At 64.2% G+C, this 22,408-nt stretch carries 17 protein-coding genes; 14 read left to right on the plus strand and 3 right to left on the minus strand.

Annotated features, from left to right (window positions below; genetic code table 11):
- Positions 1-83: 83 nt before the first annotated feature.
- Positions 84-674, minus strand: coding sequence for a TetR/AcrR family transcriptional regulator (locus tag AC1D08_RS06225; RefSeq protein ID WP_477300672.1), 591 nt, complete (start codon positions 672-674; stop codon positions 84-86).
- Positions 675-934: 260 nt separating this feature from the next.
- Between AC1D08_RS06225 and AC1D08_RS06230 the strand changes: the two genes are divergently transcribed.
- The 3 genes from AC1D08_RS06230 to AC1D08_RS06240 are packed head-to-tail and all read left to right on the plus strand — an operon-like array spanning position 935 to position 5,529.
- Positions 935-1,189, plus strand: coding sequence for a hypothetical protein (locus AC1D08_RS06230; protein WP_477300674.1), 255 nt, complete (start codon positions 935-937; stop codon positions 1,187-1,189).
- Positions 1,183-4,362 (plus strand): multidrug efflux RND transporter permease subunit, encoded by a 3,180-nt coding sequence (locus tag AC1D08_RS06235; protein WP_184871481.1) that lies wholly within the window; start codon positions 1,183-1,185, stop codon positions 4,360-4,362. Before AC1D08_RS06230 ends, AC1D08_RS06235 begins: the two co-directional genes overlap by 7 nt.
- Positions 4,363-4,377: 15 nt before the next feature.
- A complete protein-coding gene (locus tag AC1D08_RS06240) occupies positions 4,378-5,529 on the plus strand; it encodes an efflux RND transporter periplasmic adaptor subunit (protein WP_457153848.1) in 1,152 nt (383 codons plus the stop codon).
- 21 nt (positions 5,530-5,550) lie between these two features.
- Here AC1D08_RS06240 and AC1D08_RS06245 read toward each other — a convergent pair whose 3' ends face one another.
- Positions 5,551-6,483, minus strand: a complete 933-nt coding sequence (locus tag AC1D08_RS06245; RefSeq protein WP_457153849.1) for a LysR substrate-binding domain-containing protein — start codon at positions 6,481-6,483, stop codon at positions 5,551-5,553.
- 104 nt (positions 6,484-6,587) lie between these two features.
- On the opposite strand from AC1D08_RS06245, the gene AC1D08_RS06250 reads away from it, so the two are divergent.
- The 9 genes from AC1D08_RS06250 (at position 6,588) to AC1D08_RS06290 (ending at position 18,770) form a co-directional block, all read left to right on the plus strand.
- A complete protein-coding gene (locus AC1D08_RS06250) occupies positions 6,588-7,376 on the plus strand; it encodes a HalD/BesD family halogenase (protein ID WP_477422756.1) in 789 nt (262 codons plus the stop codon).
- A gap of 120 nt (positions 7,377-7,496) precedes the next feature.
- A complete protein-coding gene (locus AC1D08_RS06255; protein ID WP_457153799.1) occupies positions 7,497-8,189 on the plus strand; it encodes a GntR family transcriptional regulator in 693 nt (230 codons plus the stop codon).
- A 35-nt stretch (positions 8,190-8,224) separates the two neighbouring features.
- A complete protein-coding gene (locus AC1D08_RS06260; protein ID WP_477422757.1) occupies positions 8,225-9,331 on the plus strand; it encodes a mandelate racemase/muconate lactonizing enzyme family protein in 1,107 nt (368 codons plus the stop codon).
- Between the two features lies 1 nt (position 9,332).
- Complete coding sequence (locus AC1D08_RS06265) at positions 9,333-10,517, plus strand: mandelate racemase/muconate lactonizing enzyme family protein (RefSeq protein ID WP_477422759.1); 1,185 nt, start codon at positions 9,333-9,335, stop codon at positions 10,515-10,517.
- 239 nt (positions 10,518-10,756) lie between these two features.
- The gene (locus AC1D08_RS06270; protein WP_457153802.1) at positions 10,757-12,421 is read left to right on the plus strand and encodes an ABC transporter substrate-binding protein; all 1,665 of its coding nucleotides are present in this window, start codon (positions 10,757-10,759) and stop codon (positions 12,419-12,421) included.
- A 127-nt stretch (positions 12,422-12,548) separates the two neighbouring features.
- Entirely contained in the window at positions 12,549-14,906 is a 2,358-nt protein-coding gene (locus AC1D08_RS06275; protein ID WP_477422761.1) for a molybdopterin guanine dinucleotide-containing S/N-oxide reductase, read from the plus strand.
- 12 nt (positions 14,907-14,918) lie between these two features.
- Entirely contained in the window at positions 14,919-15,872 is a 954-nt protein-coding gene (locus tag AC1D08_RS06280) for an ABC transporter permease (protein WP_457152682.1), read from the plus strand.
- Complete coding sequence (locus AC1D08_RS06285; RefSeq protein ID WP_477422763.1) at positions 15,869-16,747, plus strand: ABC transporter permease; 879 nt, start codon at positions 15,869-15,871, stop codon at positions 16,745-16,747. The genes AC1D08_RS06280 and AC1D08_RS06285 overlap by 4 nt, the downstream gene beginning before the upstream one ends.
- On the plus strand, positions 16,740-18,770 hold the full coding sequence (locus tag AC1D08_RS06290; protein ID WP_457152678.1) for a dipeptide ABC transporter ATP-binding protein: 2,031 nt from the start codon (positions 16,740-16,742) through the stop codon (positions 18,768-18,770). Before AC1D08_RS06285 ends, AC1D08_RS06290 begins: the two co-directional genes overlap by 8 nt.
- A gap of 30 nt (positions 18,771-18,800) precedes the next feature.
- Here AC1D08_RS06290 and AC1D08_RS06295 read toward each other — a convergent pair whose 3' ends face one another.
- Positions 18,801-19,703, minus strand: a complete 903-nt coding sequence (locus AC1D08_RS06295) for a LysR family transcriptional regulator (protein WP_457152679.1) — start codon at positions 19,701-19,703, stop codon at positions 18,801-18,803.
- Between the two features lie 113 nt (positions 19,704-19,816).
- On the opposite strand from AC1D08_RS06295, the gene AC1D08_RS06300 reads away from it, so the two are divergent.
- The gene (locus AC1D08_RS06300; protein WP_457152680.1) at positions 19,817-21,472 is read left to right on the plus strand and encodes an ABC transporter substrate-binding protein; all 1,656 of its coding nucleotides are present in this window, start codon (positions 19,817-19,819) and stop codon (positions 21,470-21,472) included.
- 2 nt (positions 21,473-21,474) lie between these two features.
- Positions 21,475-22,353 carry a DUF427 domain-containing protein gene (locus tag AC1D08_RS06305; RefSeq protein ID WP_095088254.1) on the plus strand — a complete coding sequence of 293 codons (879 nt, stop codon included), beginning with the start codon at positions 21,475-21,477 and terminating at the stop codon, positions 22,351-22,353.
- Positions 22,354-22,408: the final 55 nt, after the last annotated feature.

Genomic DNA, 22,408 nt, shown 5'->3' on the forward strand with positions numbered 1-22,408 from the left:
CGCGATTGCAATGGCGCTCACGCCAAAGGCGTGGCGCATCGTCCATTCTCGGTCGCGAGATCGAAAAGATTGCCGGGGAGAATTCAGCCGGCAGCAGTGCCGCGGAAGGAGACGATCAGCCCTTCCGCCATGCGCACGAACTGCGCGCTGGGGCCTTCGGTACCGACACTTTGAACGCTGACACGGGCGCCTTCAAGCAGAAGCGACAGCGTATCGGCAAGCAGCTCAGCTTGGCCGATGCCGGCATCCCTGCACAGCGTGACAAGGCGATCGCGCTGGGCTTCCTTGAGTTCCTTGATGACGCGCCGGGCCGGATGATCCGCGTCGGTCAACTCGATGGCTGCGTTGGCCATATCGCAGCCGCGGCCGTCAGCCGTCAGGCAATCGGCGGCCATGCGAACCCAGGCATGCAATTGCGCCAGCTTGTCGCCGGGATGCTGACTCTCGAATTTCTCCCAGATCGCACCAGCCTTGCAGGCGGTGGCGCGCAGGCATTGGATGATGAGATCATCCTTGGAATCGAAATGACGATAGAGCGTCATCTTGTTGGTTCCGGCGGCCTCAGTGATGGCGTCGATGCCGACGCCCTTGATGCCATGCTTGTGAAACATGTCCTGCGCCGTCTCCAGGATCCTGTCCCGGGGGCGAACGCGTTCCACAGTGCCGTCTTCCATCAAAACCTCCTTGGTTTCCCAAAAATCCCTCGGTACGCCTCTTGACTAGGGTGTTACCGGTCTGTAACGTCACGAATGTTACTTACTGGTAACACCTATGTCGCCCTCCGTCAATCACAAGACCGTGAACTGGTCCTGCCAGATCGAGAGGGACCTCAACGAGATGGGCGAACAATTGCAGTTCATGCGGCCTCGGCCGGTGAAGAGTTGAAAACGGTTCGTGAGCATGGGCTGCGAACCGACAGACAAGGAGCCGGCCAATGCCACAGCGCCGCGATCTTACCATAGATGAAGCCGTCCGGGATCCGATGATCCGGCTGGTCATGAAAGCAGATGGCGTCGACCCGCGCGCCTTCGAAAGGATGCTGCGCTCGCTCGCCGATGCGCAGCACAGCGAGATGCCGTTGCTGCATTCGCTGGGAGAGCCCGGTGACGGGCGCGGCCAAAGGCTGTCCAGGGTTGCCAGCGCCTTCGGCAAGGCAAGAGCGGCCGGGGAGGCGTGTGTTTCGTGGTAAACTTTTTCATTCATCGTCCGATCTTCGCCTCGGCGATCGCCATCATCATGGTGCTCGCCGGGACGATTTGTTATTTCCTGCTGCCCGTCTCGCAATTTCCCGACATCACACCGCCGCAGGTCGTGGTCAGTGCTCATTATCCGGGCGCCAGCGCGCAGGTGGTGGCCGACACCGTGACGACGCCGCTGGAACAGCAGATCAACGGCGTGCAAGGCATGACCTACATGTCGTCGACGAGCTCCAATGACGGCTCCTCGACCATCACGATCACCTTCGATGTCGGCTATTCGCTCAGCACCGCCGCCGTCGACGTCCAGAACCGCGTCTCGCAAGCGGCCTCGTCGCTGCCGGCGATCGTCAATCAGGGCGGCGTTACGATCAAGAAACAGAATCCGAACTTCGTCCTTATCGTCAACCTGACCTCGCCCGACAGTTCGGTCGATCCGGTGGCGCTGAGCAACCTTGCCTATTTGCAGGTGGTCGATCCGCTGAAGCGGTTGCCCGGTGTCGGCGACGTGCAGATCTTCGGCGAGCGGCGCTATTCGATGCGCGTCTGGCTCGATCCGGACAAGCTCGCCAATCTCGGCATCACCGCCGTCGACGTCCAGAACGCTATTGCCGAGCAAAACGTCCAGGTGGCGGCCGGCAAGATCGGCCAGTCGCCGGCCCCGGCCGGCACCGCCTTCGAGATGCAGGTCAACGCCGTCGGCCGCTTGAGCGATCCCAAGGAGTTCGGCGACATCGTCGTGCGCGCCAACACCGACACCGGCTCGCTGGTGCGGCTGCGCGACGTCGCCCGCATCGAGCTCGGTGCGCTGCAATATTCATCGTCGGCCTTCTTCGGCAAGGATCCGACCGTGGTGCTCGCCGTCTACCAGATGCCCGGCTCCAACGCGCTCGATCTGCAGCAGCGCGTCAAGGACAAGATGCAGGAGCTGTCGGCCCGTTTCCCGAAGGGCGTCTCCTATGCGATGCACTACGACACGACCCGCTTCGTCTCGGCGTCGATGCATGACGTGCTGATCACGCTCGGTGAGGCGCTGGTCCTTGTCGTCGCCGTGGTGTTCATCTTCCTGCAGAGCTGGCGCACGACGATCATCCCGACCATCGCCATTCCGGTGTCGCTGGTGGCGACGCTCGTCGTCATGGAGATGCTTGGCTTCTCGCTCAACATGCTGAGCCTGCTCGGCATGGTGCTGGCGATCGGCCTGGTCGTCGACGATGCCATCGTGGTGGTCGAGAACGTCGAACGACAGCTGGAGGCCGGGCTGAAGCCACTGGCGGCGACCAAGGCCGCGATGGCCGAGGTCACCGGTCCGATCATCGCCACCACCGCCGTGCTGATGGCGGTGTTCGTGCCGGTCGCCTTCATTCCCGGCGTCTCCGGCAAGCTCTACAACCAGTTTGCGCTGACGGTGGCGATCTCGGTCGGCATCTCCGCCTTCAATTCGCTGACGCTGAGCCCCGCGCTTAGTGCCGCCTTCCTGCGGCATCGCCAGCCAACGCAGTTCGTGCTGTTCCGCTGGTTCAACACAGGCTTCGACCGGCTGTCGCATGCTTATGCGCACGGCGTGCGCATCCTCATCCGCTTGCGCTGGATCATGCTTGGCCTGTTTGCAGCCGGACTTGTCGCCACCTACTTCGTCTGGCAGCGCCTGCCCTCGACCTTCCTTCCGGTCGAGGACCAGGGCTACTTCTTCGTCGTCATCCAGCTGCCCGACGGCGCTTCACTGGAGCGCACCGACGCGGTGGCGCAAAAGGCGCGCGACATCCTGCAGGCGACACCCGGCGTCGACATCGTCGGCTCGATCAGCGGCCTGAACTTCCTGACCAGTGCGGCGCAGTCGAACTCGGCGGTCGAATTCGCCATCCTCAAGCCCTGGGAGGAACGCAGTCCCGACCAGAGCGCGTCGAAGCTCGTCGCCGATGTGCGCGGCAAGCTGCTGCAGATCCCGGAAGCCTTCGCGTTGAGCTTCGATCCGCCCTCGATCCCCGGGATCGGGACCACGGGCGGCTTCGAATTCGTCGTCGAGGATCTCACCGGCCGCGGCAGTTCAGCCCTCAACGACGCGACGCAAGCCGTGATCGCCGAGGCGCGCAAGCAGCCCGAGATCAATCCGCAGCAGCTGTTCTCGCCATTCTCGACCTCGACGCCGCAGTTCAACTACGACCTCGACCGCAGCAAGGCGAAACTGCTCGGCCTTAACCTGCCGGACGTCTTCAACACGCTGCAGATCTATCTCGGTTCGCTCTACGTCAACGACTTCAACCTGTTCGGCCGCACCTTCCGGGTGACCATCCAGGCCGACAAGGATGCACGTGCGGGCGCTGCCGACATTTCCCGGCTCTATGTGCGCAATGCCTCGGGCGGCATGGTGCCGTTGAGCACACTGGGCAAGCTCGTGCCGTTCGTCGGCCCCGAAACCGTGCCGCACTACAACAACAACGCGTCGGCCTCGATCAATGGCGGTGCCGCACCGGGCTTCTCCTCGGGCCAGGCGGTTGCTGCGATGGAACGGGCCGCCGCCACGGCACTGCCCAGGGATTTCGGTTTCGAATGGACCGGCATCACCTTCCAGGAACTCAAGGCAGGATCGATCGCGTCCGTCGTCTTCGGCCTCGCCATCGTCTTCGTCTTCCTGATCCTGGCGGCGCAGTATGAGAGCTGGGCGATGCCGTTCATGGTGCTGCTGGCAGTGCCGCTCGCCCTGTTCGGCGCGTTCGCGGTGCTGTGGGCGCGTGGCATGCAGATCGACGTCTACTCGCAGATCGGCTTCGTCATGCTGATCGGCCTGGCGGCCAAGAACGCCATCCTGATCGTCGAGTTCGCCAGGAGACGCCGCGAGGAAGGCCTCAGCATCGTCGACGCAGCGATGGAGGCGGCACGGCTGCGGCTGCGGCCGATCCTGATGACGGCTTTCGCCTTCATCCTCGGCGTGCTGCCGCTGATGTTCGCCACCGGCGCCGGTGCCGCAAGCCGTCAGTCGATCGGCACCACCGTCTTTGGCGGCATGGTGGCGGCCACCATCCTGTCGCTGGTGTTCGTACCGGTCTTCTACGCGGTCATCGAACAGCTGCGCGAACGCGGCGGCAATGACGAGCCCGCCGCTGACGAACACACTGAACCAACTGCCGAAACCGCCTTCCCTCCCCTGGCGGAAGCGGCCGAATAAGATTGGAGACTAATCATGCGTAAATGGAAAATCGCGTTGGGAACGGCTGTCGCGCTGGGTGCGATCTCGGTGGCCAGCGTCCATCTGCTCGACATGGGCAACGTCAGCCTCAATGCCGGCACCGCTGGTGCGGCGCCCGCCCCGGCGGCGTTCGTCATGCCGGTGCCGGTGGTCGGCGTCGTCAAGAAGACGATCCCGATCTACCTCGACTACGCCGCGCGGACGGAGCCGATCCGCAACATCACCTTGCAGGCCAGGATTCCGGGCTATCTGCAGGAGCAGGGCGCTGCCGACGGCGTCGACGTCCGCCAGGGCGATCTGCTCTACAAGATCTCGCCTGATGACTTCCAGGCGGCTCTCGACCAGGCGAAGGCGCAGGTGCAGCGCGACACCGCAACGCTCGACTATGCCCAGTCCAATCTCGGGCGCGGCACCGAGCTTGCGAAGAGCGGCTATCTCGCCAAGGACGGGTTCGACCAGCGCACCAGCACCTTGCGCGAAGCACAGGCGTCGCTGGCGCTCAACCAGGCGGCGGTCCGCACGGCCGAGCTCAATCTGAGCTATGCCGAAATCCGCGCGCCGTTCGCCGGACGCCTGGGTCGCAACCAGGCCTCGGTCGGGACGCTGGTCAGCGTTGCCGGCACCGTGCTCAACACGCTGGTGCAGCTCGATCCGATCTACGTCACCTTCAATCCGAGCGAGACGGACCTGGCTGAGATCGAGCAGGCTCGCGCGGCCGGTCCGATCGAGGTCGAGGTCCTGCTTCCCGGCGAGACCGAGGCCAGCCAGAAGGGCGAACTCACCTTCATCGACAATACGGTGGACCGTTCGACCGGCACCATCACGGCGCGGGCGACGATCGGCAACGGCAAGTTCACGCTGCTGCCGGGCCAATATGTACGTGTCCGGCTGCATGTGAAGCAGCAGGCCGATGCGCTGATGGTGCCGCAGACGGCGCTGGGCTCGAGCCAGCTCGGCAAATATCTCTACGTCGTCGGCAAGGGCAACACGGTCGACCAGCGGCTGGTTTCGCTTGGCCCGACCAGCGGCAGTCAGGTGGCGATCCTGACCGGCGTGGCCGAAGGCGATCAGGTGATAACAGGCAATCTGCAGAAGATCGGACCCGGAATGCCGATTTCTCCGCTGCCGGAAAAGCCGGCCACCTGAACACCCCCGTCAGGTCCGGCCTCAGCGCGGCGCCCCGACCTTCCCATAGGTCGCGGGCGCCGCTTTCGTGAGCAGCTCCACCAGGCCCGCGACATCGGCACGATCAGCCTTGGCCGGTGGCATGAACGCGCAGTAGGGATGCCCGAGGCGGACCGAGACGGGTGACAGCGCGATCAAGCGGCCCGCCTCCAGATCGGCGCGCGCCATGACCTGCTGACCAAGCGCAATGCCGAGACCCAGCCTCGCCGAGGTGATTGCCAGGCTGGACAGGCCGACGCGCCGCCCATGCGACGGGTCGGGCGAGCGACTGCCGCCGGATGCCGCGAACCAATCGGCCCAGGTCGGATGCGAGGCGTAGTTCGGTCCCCAATTGGTGTGGATGAACAGGCTTTCATGCAGGTCCGCCAGACCCGAATCGCCATTGCCGTGCCGGTGCCAGAATTCGGGCGCGCAGACCGGCAAGACATCATCATGGACAAGCCGGACGAGCTTCAATCCGGGATAGTGATAGTCGCCATAGCTGATGCGCAGGTCGATGTTCTGTCGCATCAGGTCGACCGGATCGTCCTCGACCCGGACATCGATCGCCATCTGCGGAAAGGCATCGAGAAGCACGGCGAGCTTCGGGGCCAGCCACAGTTCGGCCAGCGAAAACGGCACGCTGACGACAAGGCGCGTTCGCAAGCCACCTTCCAGCATGCGCCGGCCGATCGCTGCTATGTCGCCCAGCGCCCGCGCGGTTTGCGGATAGATGGCGTGGCCGGCGTCGGTCAGCGCGATGCGGTTGCCGCTGCGCACGAACAGCTGCTTGCCGAACCAGGTTTCGAGATTGCGTATCTGCTGGCTCACCGCCGCCGACGACACGCCAAGCTCGGTCGCAGCCAGGGTAAAGCTGCCGGCGCGCGCCGCGACCTCGAAGGCCTTGATCGCATTCAGCGGAGGCAGCCGTTCCACATCGATCTTCCCAAAGTTTTTCTTGGCCAATCCTAATTATTTTGCGCGTTGAGAGAAAGATTTTTTTGCCGTCTCATAGGCTCGGAAACTCGGAGCCCACGACCATGAAAGACATCCTCGATCTCGACCGCTATCCGCTCGACCGCGAAGGCAGCGCCGAATGGCAGCGCCTCGTCGACCAATCCGTCGCCGCACTCGAAGCCGACGGCATGTTCAACCTCGAGGGGTTTCTGCGGCCCGGCGTGGCTGAAAAGGCCGTGCGGGAAATCCAGCCTGTCATGGCTGCGCGCTCGCATGTGCACAAGCGGATGCACAACATCTACTTCAAGCCCGACATTCCCGAGCTTGCGCCTGACCATCCGGCACTGCGCAAGGTCGAGACCATCAGCCACACCGTTTGCGCCGACCAGATCCCCGGCAGCGTCGTGCTTGCCATCTACGAATACGAACCGCTGCTGCGCTTCCTGGCGGCGGCGATGGGCAAGACCAGGCTGCATGTCATGCAGGATCCGCTGGCGCGCACCAATGTCATGGCCTATCGCGCCGGCGAGGCACTCAATTGGCATTTCGACCGTTCGGAATTCACCACAACCCTCCTGCTGCAGCAGTCGCAACGCGGCGGCGACCTTGAATACCGCACGGACCTGCGGTCGGACGACAATCCGAACTATGACGGCGTCGCCAGGCTGCTCGAAGGGCGCGACCCCGAAGCCAAGATCCTGCGCATGAAGCCCGGCACGCTCAACGTCTTTCGCGGCAAGAACACCGCGCATCGCGTCACCACCGTCGAAGGCGAGCGCGAGCGCATGATCGCGGTGTTCTCCTACTACGAGAAGCCCGGCGTGATGTTCAGCGCCGAGGAACGGGTCGGCTTCTACGGCCGCGCGGCCTGAGGCCGAAGAAGCAGACATGCCAGCGGTCCTCCAAGCGGTCCCCAAGAATCCGAAAATGACCTCTTGTTAGATTGTCGACAATCTGCTTGTCTTGCTCTCGGTTTCCTTGGGAGTGGCCGAATGGCGAAAGTGGATTTCAGTCCGATCGCGGATACGACGCGGCGCGCCGAGATCGTCGCGCTGCTGCGGCGCGCGATCCTGACCGGCCAGCTGGAACCGGGCCAGAAACTCAACGAGCTCCGGATCTCCGAACAGATGCGGGTCAGCCGCGCGCCACTGCGCGAGGCGATGCGCGAGCTGGTGCAGGAGGGCATCCTGACCAGCATTCCCTACGCCGGAACTTTCGTCGTCGATGTCACCGCCAAGGACATCGATGATGCCTATTCGCTCAACAAGGTGCTCGACGAATTCGCCATCGAGCGCACCTGGCCGTTGCGCGACCAGCGTTTCTTCGACGAGCTTGACCAGCGCCACGAGGCGGTGAAACAGGCGACCCGCAACCGCGACACCACCCGCCAGATCGAAACGGCGCTGCAACTGCATGGCCTGATCTACGAATGGGCCGACAATTCGGTGCTGCTGGAAACCTGGCAGCGGCTGACCAGCCGGTTGCAGATGTATTTTGCCCTGCACCAGCAGGCTCGCAATGAGGCGGTGCCGGCCGAAGACGTTCACGAGACCTATGTGTCGCTGCTCAAAGGGGCCGACATGCGCGCTGCCCAGCGCCATGCCCGCGAGCATATCGACCTCGATTTCGAGGAGCTTCTTTCCTACGCGCGCGATCTCGAACATCGCCCGTCGAAAGGCGCCTGACCCGTTCCTCACCACCGCAGACAATGGACAGACACGTGCAGATCGAAACCATCAAAGCCTACCATGTCGTGCAGCCCTTCGTGGACGGGCCCTACCGCATGTCCAAGGGACGCGTTGCCGACGCCTTCGACGCGGTGATCGTCGCCATCACCTCGGATAGCGGGATCACCGGCTGGGGCGAGATGGCGCCGCTCGGCAATTTCTACTCGCCCGCCTTCGCGGCTGGCGTGCGTGCCGGCGTGGTCGAGATCGCGCCGCATCTCATCGGCCACGATCCGCGTGGGCTGGCCGGCATCGGCCGGCTGATGGATACGGTGTTCAAGGGCCATCCCTACATCAAGTCGGCGCTCGACATGGCCTGCTGGGACCTTGCCGCGCGCGCCGCCGATGTGCCGCTGGTAACGCTGCTCGGCGGCCGGGAGAGCGAGACGGCGGAGCTCTACAAGGTCGTCACCCACGGCAGCGTCGAGGCCATGGCGGCGCTGGCCAAGCGCATCGTCAAGGACGGCTTCCACCGGCTCCAGGTCAAGGTCGGCGGCAATGTCCATGACGACATCGAGCGCGTCACTGCGGTCGCCGCTTCGGTGCCGAAAGGCACGGTGATCTTCTGCGATGCCAATGCCGGCTGGACCCCCTACCAGGCGCGCCAGTTCGCTGACGCGACGCGGGCCATCGACTACACGTTCGAGCAGCCCTGCACGACCATCGACGAATGCATGTCGGTGCGCCGCTCACTCGACAAGCCGATGGTGCTGGACGAATCCGTCGCCTCGCTGGACGATATGCTCGATATCCATCGCAAGGGTGCCGCCGACGGGCTGACTTTGAAGATCTCGCGGCTTGGCGGCGTGACGAAAACGCGGCAGATCCGCGATCTCGCCGTCGACCTCGGCTTCATGATCACCGTTGAGGACACTGGCGGCGCCGAAATCGACACCGCGGCGATGGCGCATCTGTCGCTGTCGACGCCGGAGGAACGCCGCCTGCACGCCATCGCCTTCCACGAATGGGTGACGGTGCGCACGGCGTCGAACAAGCCGCCGGTCACCGGCAGCCGCATGGGCATTCCGGATGGCCCCGGCCTCGGCATCGACGTGGTTCCCGACCTGCTCGGGACGCCATTCTTCGAAATCGGCCGCTGAGATGAAAATCCGCAGCATCAAGGCCACGCCGATCAACCTGCGCCTCGAGGCGCCCTACGCCTGGGTGTTCGGCGAACTCGATGGGTTCTCGCCGACCATCGTCGAGGTCGAGACCGAGGATGGGCTGATCGGCGTCGGCGAGGCGCCGACGCCGGCGGCCGCCGCGATCATCAACGATGTCCTGGCGCAGCGCCTTGTCGGCCGCGATGCCTTCGACATCGCCGGCGCCGAGAATGTCTGCCTGCCCTACTGGACCGGCGTGCAGTCGATCAACGACCGCACCCGCATCATGGCCTTCGGCGCCATCGAGATGGCGTTCTGGGACCTGCGCGGCAAGGCATGGAACCAGCCGCTCTATCAGTTGCTCGGCGGCGCCGTGCGCAAGGACATCCCGTTCACCGACTATTTTTCGCTGCGCGGCGACGGGCTGAAGGTCAAGGGCGAGACGACGCCGGAAGAGGTCGCCGACTATTGCGTCGAGCTGCACCAGACCCATGGGACAAGCTTCTTCGAGGGCAAATTCTCGAGGCAGGATCCAAAAGTCTCGCTGAGAATGGTCGAGCTGATCCGCGAACGACTTGGCGACGATGCGATGATCCGCATCGATTCCAACCAGGCCTATTCGCTGGCGACGGCGCGTCGCCTGGCGCGGCCGCTGGAGGAGCTCGGCGTGCGCAATTGGGAGGATCCGGTGGCGACGATCGAGGAGATGCGCGAACTGCGGCGCCACTGCTCGATCCCGTTCTCGACCCACAACATCGACATTGCGCGCGCCATGGACATGAAGGTGCCGGACGCTTTCGTCGGCAACCCGACGACGCATGGCGGCATCGGCCGCATGCTGCGTTTTGTCGGCGCCTGCGAGCATGCCGGCATCGACTTCTGGTGCTACAGCGGCGACAGCGGCATCGGCAGCGCGGCCTATCTGCATCTGTGCGCGGCGCTCGGCTGGATCAGGGAGCCCAACCAGTCGCTGTTTCGAATGCTGCCGATGGATGTCACCGAGGAAGGGCCGTTTTCGCCGAAGAACAACGTCGTGCGCGTGCCGGAAGGGCCCGGTCTGGGCGTCACGTTGTCACGGGAAAACCTCGCTGCCTGTCACAGAGACTTTATCGAGAAAGGACCGTGCAACAAGTATCATGACCCGGCAAAGCCCGGAACCTATCGCCGTTTGCCGCTGAACTAGATGACAGGCAGGCGACCAACAAACGAGAAGCCAACCACCGCGACTTCGGTCTGGAAGGTCGGACAAAGACGGGCGAAAGCAGTGCAGTGAGGAATCCGGCGCATCCACGGCAAGGACTGGATGGACCGGACAAAATCGCATGCTACAGTCCTGGTCGACAGGCTACTCTGGCGGCCGGAAAATGGAGCTATCCGCAAAATTCGTCAGCCATAAAAACATAGGGGAAAGGGTAAAAACCCATGAGCAAGAATTATCACATTCTCGACCTGATCCGGCGCAATCGTTCGCCGCTTGAAAATCACCTGATCGATGGCCTTGTCGACGGCAGGGTCAGCCGCCGAGACTTCATCCGTCACGGCAGCCTGCTCGGCTTGTCGCTGCCGCTGCTGGGCCGCATCGGCGCAGCAGTCGGCCTCGGCGGCATGCCGTCGCTGGCGCGCGCCCAGGGCGCGCCCGGCGCCACCATCCGCGTCGCCAGCAGCGTGCCGGCGGCAACGATCGACCCTGTTACCATTGCCGACGCCGGCGGCCTCCTGGTCATGCAGCAGGTTGCCGAGTTCCTCTGCGTCGACGGCCCCGACCTCGTGCTGCAGCCGGCGCTGGCCGAAAGCTGGAAGCCGAACGACAACGGCACGGTGTGGACGTTCAAGCTGCGCAAGGGCGTGAAATTCCACAGCGGCGGCGAGATGAAGGCCGACGACGTCGTGGCCAGCATCGACCGCCTTGCCGATCCGGCAAACTCGTCCAACGCGCTGTCGGTGTTCAACGGCATCCTGCAGAAGGGCGCCAGCAAGAAGGTCGACGACTACACCGTGGAGTTCCACCTCGACGCGCCGAACGGCAACTTCCCCTACATGCTGTCGTCCGACAATTACAACGCGGTCATCATCCCGGCGAGCTACAAGGGCGAGTACGAGAAGAGCTTCGACGGCACCGGGCCGTTCAAGATCGAGAAATACACGGCAAAGGTCGGCGCCTCCTTCGTCCGCAACGAAGACTATTGGGGCACGAAGGCGTTGCCGGAACGCACCGAATTCACCTTCTTTACCGACACGCAGCCGCAAATCCTGGCACTGCAGGGCGGGCAGGTCGACATCATCAACCAGCTGCCGGTGCTGTCCGGTGTCGCGCTGCTCAACGATCCGAATGTCGACATCATCAGCCTGAAGTCGGTCGCTCACCAGCAACTGCATATGCGCTGCGATTCCGACCCCTTCAAGGACCCGCGCGTGCGCCGCGCCATCGCACTCAGCCTCGACCGTGACAAGCTGGTTGCCGGTCTGATGAAAGGCCGGGCTTCGCCAGGCAATGACAGCCCGTTCGCCCCGGCCTATCCGTCAACCGATGCGAGCGTGCCGCAGCGCAAGCAGGATATCGCGCAGGCCAAGCAGCTGATGGAAGCGGCGGGCGCCGGCAAGGGCTTCAAGGTAACGCTGACCACCGAGCGTTACCTGGAAATCCCCGAATACGCCCAGCTGATCCAGAACTGGGTCAAGGAGATCGGCATCGAGCTCGAGCTCAATATCCTCGACCAGGGCGGCTATTACGGAGACGCGGTGTTCGGCAAGTCGAACTGGCTGGATTCGGTGATGGGCATCACCGACTATGGCCACCGCGGGGTGCCGAATGTCTATCTTGCAGCACCGCTGAAGAGCGACGGCACCTGGAACGCCGCGCATTTCAAGAACAAGGATTACGACACGCTGGCGACCAGCTACATCGCCGCACTCGACCTCGAGGCGCAGAAGGCGACCGCAGGCAAGATCCAGAACCTGCTGCTCGAAGAGACGCCAGTCATCTTCGGCTATTTCTACGACTATCTGACAGCGACGGCGAAAGGCGTGGCCGGCGTGCAGCCGACCGCGATGTCGCAGCTGTTCCTAGACAAGGCATCGAAGGCCTGAACGGAGGCAGACAAGCCATCCTGCAACTGCCAGCCCCTGCGGGGGGCTGGCGGTTTCGCTGCCAGGCCGAGGCAAGGCGCTGCGCGTCGGCCTGACGTGAAACCCCGCGTTGCGGGGCGATTTATCATTGTCCCATGGATCCGAGACCCTGCTCACCACCATGCATTGGGGGACTTACGAAGTCCGTGCCGAGAACGGCAGGCTCGTCGGCGTCGAGCCATGGAGCGGCGACCCCGATCCATCGCCGATCGGCAAGTCCATGCTTGGCACGGTACAGGGTGACCTGCGCGTCTCCCGTCCCGCCATCAGGCGTGGCTGGCTGGAGGGGGACAGGTCCAGCGCCAAGGGCGGGCGCGGCAGCGAACCCTTTGTCGAAGTCCCATGGGAAACCGCACTGGATATCGTGGCGGCCGAACTGGACCGAATTCGCGTTGAGCATGGGAATGCCGCGATCTATGCGGGGTCCTACGGATGGGCGAGTGCGGGGCGATTCCACCATGCCCAAAGCCAGGTCCACCGTTTCCTCAACACGATCGGCGGCTATACAAGCTCGGTTCTCAGCTATTCCTATGGCGCTGCCGAGATCATCCTGCCGCACGTGCTTGGCGGGACCGATGGCCTGACGGGCAATCATTCCACCTGGGACGGGATCGAGCGGAATAGCGAGTTGATCGTCGCCTTTGGCGGCCTGCCCTGGCGCAATGCGCAGATACAGGGGGGCGGCGCGGCACGTCACGAAGCGTCGGCGGCCTTGCGCAACGCCGTCGGCAACGGCGCCCATCTGATCAACGTTTCGCCCGTGCGCGACGATGCACCGCGCGGCGTCGAGACCGAATGGCTGCCGCTTCGGCCAAACAGCGACACCGCCTTGATGCTGGCTCTATGCCATGTCCTGATCACCGAGGCCCGTCATGACGAGGCATTTCTGGCGCGATACTGCATCGGCTTCGAGGTCGTGCGGGCCTATATCCTGGGAGAAAGCGACGGCCAGCCGAAGAGCCCCAGATGGGCGGCTGCCCTGAGCGGCGTGGGAACAGAAAAGATTGTCGCGCTGGCCAGGGAAATGGCCGCCAAACGCACCATGCTGATGGTCAGTTGGTCGCTGCAGCGCGCCGACCATGGCGAACAGCCATATTGGGCGGCAATCACGCTTGCCGCTCTGCTGGGCCAAATCGGATTGCCGGGCGGCGGCCTTGGCTTCGGCTATTCGTCGACAAATGGCGCCGGAAGACCGGAGATGGGATTCCGGTGGCCGTCCGTGCCGCAAGGCAGGAACCAGGTGCCGGACTTCATCCCGGTCGCGCGGATGGCCGACATGCTGCTCGATCCGCGCGGCTCGTTCGACTTCAACGGCGCCGCGCTTGTCTACCCCGACATCAGGCTCGTCTACTGGGCCGGCGGCAATCCGTTCCACCATCACCAGGACCTGAACCGGCTGGTCGAGGCTTGGCGGCGGCCTGAAACGATCATCGTCAACGAGCCCTTCTGGACGGCGACGGCGCGCCATGCCGACATCGTGCTGCCAGTCACCACACCGCTGGAGCGAAACGATCTCGCCTTTTCGAACCGGGAAAACCTCGTCGTCGCCATGAAGCAAGCGATCGACCCGGTTGGAGAAGCCCGCGACGATTATCGGATCTTTGCCGACCTGTCGGCCCGGCTCGGCACCAGCGAAGCCTTCACCGAAGGGCGCGGAGCCAGCGAATGGATCCGGGTGCTTTACGAGCAGGCCAGGGACAATGCGGACGCGGCCGGGGTCGAGATGCCGACCTTCGACCGTTTCTGGCATGACGGCTACGCCGACCTTGCCCGGCAGGTGACGTCGCAGACTTTGCTCGGTTCCTTCCGCGCCGATCCCGAGCGGCATCGGCTGGCGACGCCATCGGGCCGCATAGAGCTGTTCTCGCCGACAATCGATTCCTTCGGCTATGACGACTGTCCGGGTCACGCTGTCTGGCGCGAGCCGCGGGAATGGCTGGGCAGCGACCTTGCCAGCAGATTCCCGCTGCATCTTTTATCCCCGCAGCCGGCGGACAAGCTGCACAGCCAGTACGATCACGGCTCGGTGAGCCGGGCGGGCAAAGTGTCGGGCCGCGCGCCGCTGTGGATCAACCCTGCCGATGCCGCTGCGCGCGGCATCCTGGACGGCACGGTCGTGCGCGTCTTCAACGATCGCGGTGCGTGCCTCGCGGGCGCCGTGCTGACGGACGGCCTGATTCCGGGCGTCGTGCAGCTGCCCACCGGTGCATGGTTCGACCCCTCCTCGCCCGGACAGCCGAACAGTCTGGAAAAACATGGCAATCCGAATGTGCTGACACCCGATCGGGGGACGTCGCGCCTTGCCCAATCGCCGACCTGCAATTCGACGCTGGTCGAGGTGTCGCGATTTGACGGAGCCGTTCCCCCGGTGACAGCATTCGATCCGCCTGTCACAGTGAGTTTACCCGACGTGTCCGGCATGCCTGGGCCGCTGGATCTTACATAAGGAGTCGATGCCATACTCTCCTTCCTTGCCCGGCGTGTCTCGCTGTCGCTGGTGACGCTGTTCCTGCTCAGCATCATGGTGTTTCTGGGCGGCCAGGTGCTGCCCGGCAATGTCGGACGCGCCATATTGGGCCCGTTCGCCGACCAGCGCGCCGTCGACGCGCTCAACCACACGCTCGGTGTCGATCGCCCACTGCTGGCGCAGTACTGGGGCTGGATCTCGAACTTCGTCCAGGGCGACATGGGCACCTCCTACATCTTCCGCTCGCCGGTCGCGCCCTTCGTCATCGATGCGCTCGGCAATTCGATGAAACTCGCGGCGGTCGCCTTCGTGCTGGTGGTGCCGATCGGCATCCTCGGCGGCGTCATCGCCGCGCTCAATCTCAACCGGCCGCTCGACCGCATCATCAGCCTTGGCGGCCTGTCGGTGACGGTGCTGCCGGAATTCGTCACCGGCATCATCCTGATCCTGATTTTCGGCGTCTGGCTGCGCTGGCTGCCGATATCGGCCGCATGGCCGCGCAATGCCGGCTTCTTCACCCAGCTCTATTACCTGATCCTGCCTTCGCTGCCGCTGTTCCTGGTGCTGTTCGGCTATATCGCCCGCATGGCCCGTTCCGGCATGATCGAAGCGCTCGATTCCGACTACACACGAACAGCCGTGCTCAAGGGCCTGCCATGGCGCACGGTGATCTGGCGGCATGTGCTGCGCAACGCGCTGCTGCCGACCATCACAGTCATCGCGACGCAGACCGGCTATCTGATCGGCGGCCTCGTCGTGATCGAGACGCTGTTCCGCTACCAAGGGATCGGCTCGCTGATCTTCACCGCGGCGCGCGGCAAGGATTTCCCGATGCTGGAATCGGGAATTCTCACCATCGGCATCGTCTATGCCGTGGCGACGCTCGTCGCAGACTTCCTCTATTCCGTGCTCAATCCGCGCATCCGGCTGGGGTCAGATCAATGAGCGCTGTCCAGACCACCTCCCCCACATCAGACGACACGCGAAAGCGCGGCCCGCTGGCGGAGGTGCTGTTTTCGCTGCTGCGCTCCGGCACCTTCCTGACCGGTTTCGCCATCGTGATGTTCTGGGTTGCCTGCGCCCTGTTCGGCGAGCATTTCGCGCCTTACGACCCGCTTGCCGACGACATCATCAACGCGCTCGCCCCGCCTTCGGCCGAACACTGGTTCGGCACCGACCAGATCGGCCGCGACGTTTTCTCACGCGTCATCGTCGGCTCGCGCGACATCCTGACAGTCGCCCCGCTGGCAACCTTGCTGGCGACCGTGGCCGGCACGGCGCTCGGCCTCATCACCGGCTATTTTCGCGGCCTCGTCGATGATGTCGTCAGCCGCATCCTCGAAGCCTTCATGGCGATCCCGGTGGTCATCGTCGCGCTTTTGGCGATCGTGGCGCTCGGCACATCCAAGACGACGGTCATCGTCGTCATCGGGCTGAGCTTCGCGCCGATCATCGCGCGCACGGTACGCTCCGCAGTGCTTGCCGAGCGCGAACTCGATTATGTCGCCGCCGCACAGCTTCGGCACGAAAGTGCTGCGCATACGATGTTCGTCGAGATCCTGCCCAACGTCATCCCGCCGATCCTGGTCGAGACCACCGTGCGGCTCGGCTATGCCATTTTCGCGGTCGCCACGCTCTCCTTCATGGGCTTCGGCATCCAGCCGCCCTCGCCGGACTGGGGGCTGTCGATCTCCAACAATTACGGCATGATCGGCGGCGGTTTCTGGTGGACGGTGCTGTTCGACGCGCTGGCCATCGCCTCGCTGGTGATTGGCGTCAACCTGGCGGCAGACGGCGTTCACGGAGCGCTCAATGACTAAATCCGCGAAAGCAGAAAACGCGCTCGAACTCAGAGACCTGTCGGTTGCCTATCGCGTCGCCGGCCGCAATCGCGCGGTGCTGCGCAACCTCAGCCTCAACATTGGCCAGGGCGAAGCCTACGGGCTCGTCGGCGAGTCCGGGTGCGGCAAATCCACAGTGGCGCTCACCGTCGTGCGCTATCTGCCGCGAAACGGTTCGATCACCGGCGGCGCGATCTCACTCGACGGCCAGGACGTCATGAAGCTGGATGCTGAGGCCCTCAGGCGGGCGCGGGCCGAAAGCGTCTCCATGGTCTACCAGGATCCCGGCAAGGCGCTGAACCCGTCGATCCGCGTCGGCCGCCAGCTGACCGAGATTTTTGAACTTGGCGGCATAACCGGCAAGGCGGCCGAGGATCGCGCGGTCGCCATGCTGAACCGGGTGCGCATCTCCGACCCGACAAGCGTCATGCAGCGCTACCCGCACCAGCTTTCCGGCGGCATGCAGCAGCGCGTGGCGATTGCCATGGCACTGGCCAACGATCCGTCGATGCTGATCCTCGACGAGCCGACGACCGGCCTCGATGCGACGGTGGAAGCCGAAGTGCTCGACCTGATCGCGCAGCTCAGGCAGGAACTGTCGGCCTCGATCCTGTTCATCAGCCACAACCTCGCGGTCGTCGCCAACATGTGCGACCGGGTCGGTGTGCTCTATGCCGGCATGCTGGTGGAGGAAGGGCCGACCGAGGTCGTGTTCAACGATCCCCGCCATCCCTATACGGTGGCGCTGCTGCGCTGCCTGCCGCGCGGCGGCCAGCGCAAGGACCAGGGTCGGCTCGACACCATTCCGGGCTTCCTGCCCGGCATCGGCGCCGACATCAAGGGCTGTGCGTTCGCCGACCGTTGTGCGCTCGCCGACGACCGCTGCCGCAGCGAATTGCCGCCGCTCTACGATCTGGGCGGCCGGCTGTCGCGTTGCTTCTATCACGAGAAGGCGCAGGCGTTGCCGCGCGCAACCCCGAGCGATGTCGCGCCCGCGCTAAAGGCGGCAGCCGTGCCGGTGCTGCGCGTCGCCGGGCTGAACAAGACCTATTCCAGCCATGGCCACGCGCTGCGCGCCGTGAAGGACGTTTCGCTCGATTTGCGCCCGGGCGAAACGCTTGGGCTGGTCGGCGAGTCCGGCAGCGGCAAGACGACCTTCGCCAGGCTGCTACTCGGCCTGGTGCCGCCGGATGACGGCGGCACGATCGTGCTCGAAGGCAAGGCGCTGGCGCCGCGGCTGGAAAACCGCAGCGACGACCAGATCAAGGCGATGCAGATCGTCTTCCAGAATCCGGACTCGGCACTCAACCGCTCGCACTCGATCCGGCACCTAATCGGCCGCGCACTGAAGCGGCTTGCAGGCTTGAGCGGCAAGGCGCTGGAAGCTCGGCTCAACGACCTTGTCCGTTCAGTCCGGTTGACCGACCGGCATCTTGCCGTCAAGCCACGCCAGCTCTCTGGCGGCCTGAAGCAGCGCGTCGCCATTGCGCGCGCCTTCGCCGGCGACCCGCGCATCGTGGTGTGCGACGAGCCGACCTCGGCGCTCGACGTGTCGGTGCAGGCGGCGATCCTCAACCTGCTCGCCGACCTGCAGTCGAAGGAAGACGTCAGCTACATCTTCATCTCGCATGACCTTGCCGTGGTGCGTTACCTCTCGGACAAGATCGCCGTGCTCTATCTCGGCCGGATCATGGAACTCGGACCGTCGGAAGACGTCTTTTCCGGCCCGCATCATCCCTATACCGAAGCACTGCTGTCGGCCGTGCCCAAGCTCGATCAGACCGAGACGGCGCGCATTCGCCTCGACGGCGAAATCCCCAGCGCCACCAACCCGCCGTCGGGCTGCGTGTTCCACACACGCTGCCCGCGCAAGATCGGTGCGATCTGCGAGCAGCAGGAACCGCCGCTCAGCGAGGCGCAGCCCGGCCACTCGATCCGCTGCCATATCCCCTACGAGGAACTGGCACGGCTGCAGAAGGACGTGGTGACCGAACCGGCGTAGCGGGGATCACCATGCATACGGCCTGGCCCGTCACATCTGGCCGGTCATGCCCAGGGAACGGTCGCCTTCCGAAAACCCCTGACCTTCCGCCCAATCTCCAGCCAGGGTGCGCAGCCCGGTGAGCGCGACATCCAGGACATCCGACGAGACCGGATTGCTGGGATAGGCAAGGTAGATCGGGCGCTGGAACACCGGCGTGTTGTCGATGCGGCGCATTTCGCCGCGCTCGATATGCGTGCTGACGGCACTGAGCGGCAGGTAGGCCGCCGCCTGCCGAGACAGCACATGCTGCAGACCGATGAAGACCAGTCCGGCCGAGATGGCCGGCTTGACCATGCCGGCAAAGGCGCGGTCGTGCTCAATGCGGAATTCCAGCCCCCAGTCCATGAGGATGTAGTTTTCGGTCCAGGACTTCGTCTGCGCGGCATGCTGAACGAGCACGACCTGATCGACCGCCAGCGTTTCGTAGACGATGCCTGGATGCGGGCGCGGCAGATAGAGGATGCAGATGTCGAGCAGGCCTTCCGCCAGCTGGTCGATCGCCAGATCCGGGAAACTGCCCTCCAGGCGCAGCGCCACGTTCGGCCGCCTGGCGCGCATCCAGTCGACCCATGGCGAGGTGATGCGGTCCCACAGATAGGCGGGGGCGGTCAGCCGCAGCAGCGTCTCGTAGCCATCGGGAACGGCGATGTCCTGCCGCGATTGCTCCCAGGTGCGGGTGATGGAGGAGGCATGCGGCAGGAACTGGCGGCCGGCCGGCGTCAGCGTCACGCCATCGCGGTCGCGCACGAAAAGCCGGCGCCCCAACTGCTCCTCCAGTCCCCGGATCCGCGCGCTGACGGTGGACTGGGCGAGGTTGAGCCGGCTGGCCGCGACGGTGAAGCTGCCATGGGCGGCAACTTCGAGAAAGCTGCGCAGATTTTCAGTGTCCATGCCGCACCCTTTGCATCGAAAATTTCGATGGCCCCTATCAAAAAATATCGCTTTGCGGCGGCAGTCAACAATGAACTAGATGGCAAACCCCAAGCCAAGCGAGGAATGCAGCCATGCCAAAGCATTTCAGGATGATCGACGCCGCTCGCCGGACTCTCACAGCAATCGAAAATTCCGCTGTCGACGAGTTGTTGGCCGGCAGGATGGGCCGGCGTGATTTCCTGCGCCATGGCAGTGTGCTTGGCCTCTCCCTACCATTCCTCGGCGGCCTCGTTGCCGCAGCCGGCCTCGGCACGCAGCAGGCCCGCGCCGAGGGCAAGCCGGGCGGCACGGTGCGCGCCGGCGTGGCCACGCCAGGCGGCGCCATCGACCCCGTCACCTATTATGACAGCGGCAGCTACCAGCTGGTTTTCCAGACCGCCGAGTTTCTCTGCATCACCCAGGCGGACCTCACCTTGAAGCCGGTGCTGGCGGAAAGCTGGGCGCCGAACGAGGATGGCAGCGTCTGGACCTTCAAGCTGCGCAAAGGTGTGAAATTCCACAATGGCGAGGACTTCAAGGCCGACGACGTCGTCGCGACCTTCGACCGGCTGGCCGATCCGAGCGGCGCCTCGAACGCGCTGTCGGTGTTCAAGGGCCTGCTGTCGAAGGGCGGCACAAGGAAGGTCGACGACCATACCGTCGCCTTCCATCTCGACGCGCCGAACGGCAGCTTTCCCTATTCGGTGTCGATCGACAATTACAACGCCGTCATCCTGCCGGCGAGCTACAAGGGCGACTACGAAAAGACGTTCGAGGGCACCGGACCGTTCCGGCTGGAGACCTACACGCCGAAGGTCGGCGCGACCTTCGTACGCAACCCCGACTATTGGGGCGAGAAGGCGCTGCCGGACCGTCTCGAATTCAAGTTCTACGGCGACGTGCAGCCGCGCATCCTGGCGCTGCAGGCCGGCGAGGTCGACATCCTCGACGCCGTTCCGCTCGACGTCAGCCAGGTCGTGCTCAACAGCCCCGACATCACGGTGCTGCGCGTCGCATCGACCGCGCATCGCCAGCTGCACATGCGCTGCGACACCGGCCCCTTCACCGACAAGCGCGTGCGCCAGGCGCTGGCATTGTGCATCGACCGCTCCAAGCTGGTCGATGGTCTGTGCCGCGGCATGGCGGCGACCGGCAATGACAGCCCGTTCGCGCCTGCCTTCCCGGCGACCGACAAGACGGTGCCGCAACGCGTCCAGGATATCGCCAAGGCCAAACAACTGCTCGAAGCGGCCGGCGTGGCCAGCGGCTTCGACATCACGCTGACGACGCTGCGTTATTCCGACATTCCCGGCTACGCGCAGCTGTTCCAGAACTTCGCCAAGGAAATCGGCGCCCGCATCGCGCTTAACATCGAGGACCAGGACAAGTACTACGGCAAGGCGGTGTTCGGCCAGTCGGACTGGCTGGACAGTCCGCTCGGCATCACCGACTACGCGCATCGCAGCGTGCCCAACGTGTTCCTCAAAAGCCCGCTGGTCAGCGACGGCCCCTGGAACGCGGCGCATTTCAAGAGCCCGGCCTATGACGGCATGGTCACCAGCTATCTGAAGGCGCTCGATATCGGCGCACAGCGCAGTGCCGCCTCCGACATCCAGAAACTGCTGCTCGACGAGACGCCGGTCATTTTCAGCTATTTCCCCGACCTGCTGGTGCCGGTGCGCAAGAATGTCAGCGGACTGCCGCCGATCGCCGCCGGGCTGCTGCTCGATCGCGTATCCATAGGCTGATCATGAACGTGATCGCCAAGACCAAGAACCGGGAGAGTACCATTCGCAAGCGTCATCTGCGCGGCCGCGGGCCGCATTTTCCGCTGCTCGACAGCATCACCCAATATGATTTCGAGCCGGGCTACGTCGCCTTCACCATGCCGACGCAGAAGCGGCTGCGGGTGCAGGTCGGGTCGATGATTGTCGCCGACACGGTCAACGCGCTGGTGCTCTACGAGTCCGACCACCTGCCGGTCTATTATTTCCCGATGAGCGACGTGCGCGAAGAGTTTCTCTTGCCGAGCACGACGACGACCGAGAGCCCGTTCAAGGGCGTGGCGACCCACTACTCACTCAACACCGGCGTGACGCTGGTCGAGGACGCGGCCTGGCGCTACGCCGATCCGGTGAAAGGCAGCCCGCCGCTCGCCGACTACATGTCGTTCTACTGGAGCAAGATGGGCCACTGGTTCGAGGAGGACGAAGAGATCTTCGTCCACGCCCGCGATCCGTTCCGCCGCGTCGACTGCCTGCCGTCGTCGCGGCGGGTGCAGGTCATTCTCGACGGTGAGCAGGTCGCCGATTCACGCCGTGGCGTGTTCCTGTTCGAAACCGGACATCCGGTGCGCCACTATCTGCCGATCTCCGATACGCGGCTCGATATGTTCGCACCCAGCCGCTACATCTCGCGTTGTCCCTACAAGGGCATCTCCAACTACTATCACGTGACGACCAAGGCCAAGCGCCACGAGAACCTCGTCTGGTACTATCCCGAACCGGTGCACGAGGCGGAACGCATCAAGGGGCTGGTCTGCTTCCACCACGAACTGGTCGACAAGATCCTCGTCGACGGCGTCGAAATCCCCAAGGAAGCCACGGCTGCGTCGGACGGCTATTTCTGAGCGATGCAGGGCGCTTGATCGGAGCACGGCTCAGCGCGTACCCTCTCCGAGGCAG

The sequence above is a fragment of the Mesorhizobium sp. P2_E6 genome, assembly GCF_056403835.1.

Excerpts from the sequence above, each read along its gene's own strand:
- AC1D08_RS06225 (WP_477300672.1), bottom strand. The coding sequence starts at position 674 with ATGGAAGACGGCACTGTGGAACGCGTTCGCCCCCGGGACAGGATCCTG.
- AC1D08_RS06230 (WP_477300674.1), top strand. The coding sequence starts at position 935 with ATGCCACAGCGCCGCGATCTTACCATAGATGAAGCCGTCCGGGATCCG.
- AC1D08_RS06240 (WP_457153848.1), top strand. The coding sequence starts at position 4,378 with ATGCGTAAATGGAAAATCGCGTTGGGAACGGCTGTCGCGCTGGGTGCG.
- AC1D08_RS06250 (WP_477422756.1), top strand. The coding sequence starts at position 6,588 with ATGAAAGACATCCTCGATCTCGACCGCTATCCGCTCGACCGCGAAGGC.
- AC1D08_RS06255 (WP_457153799.1), top strand. The coding sequence starts at position 7,497 with ATGGCGAAAGTGGATTTCAGTCCGATCGCGGATACGACGCGGCGCGCC.
- AC1D08_RS06265 (WP_477422759.1), top strand. The coding sequence starts at position 9,333 with ATGAAAATCCGCAGCATCAAGGCCACGCCGATCAACCTGCGCCTCGAG.
- AC1D08_RS06270 (WP_457153802.1), top strand. The coding sequence starts at position 10,757 with ATGAGCAAGAATTATCACATTCTCGACCTGATCCGGCGCAATCGTTCG.
- AC1D08_RS06285 (WP_477422763.1), top strand. The coding sequence starts at position 15,869 with ATGAGCGCTGTCCAGACCACCTCCCCCACATCAGACGACACGCGAAAG.
- AC1D08_RS06290 (WP_457152678.1), top strand. The coding sequence starts at position 16,740 with ATGACTAAATCCGCGAAAGCAGAAAACGCGCTCGAACTCAGAGACCTG.
- AC1D08_RS06295 (WP_457152679.1), bottom strand. The coding sequence starts at position 19,703 with ATGGACACTGAAAATCTGCGCAGCTTTCTCGAAGTTGCCGCCCATGGC.
- AC1D08_RS06300 (WP_457152680.1), top strand. The coding sequence starts at position 19,817 with ATGCCAAAGCATTTCAGGATGATCGACGCCGCTCGCCGGACTCTCACA.
- AC1D08_RS06305 (WP_095088254.1), top strand. The coding sequence starts at position 21,475 with ATGAACGTGATCGCCAAGACCAAGAACCGGGAGAGTACCATTCGCAAG.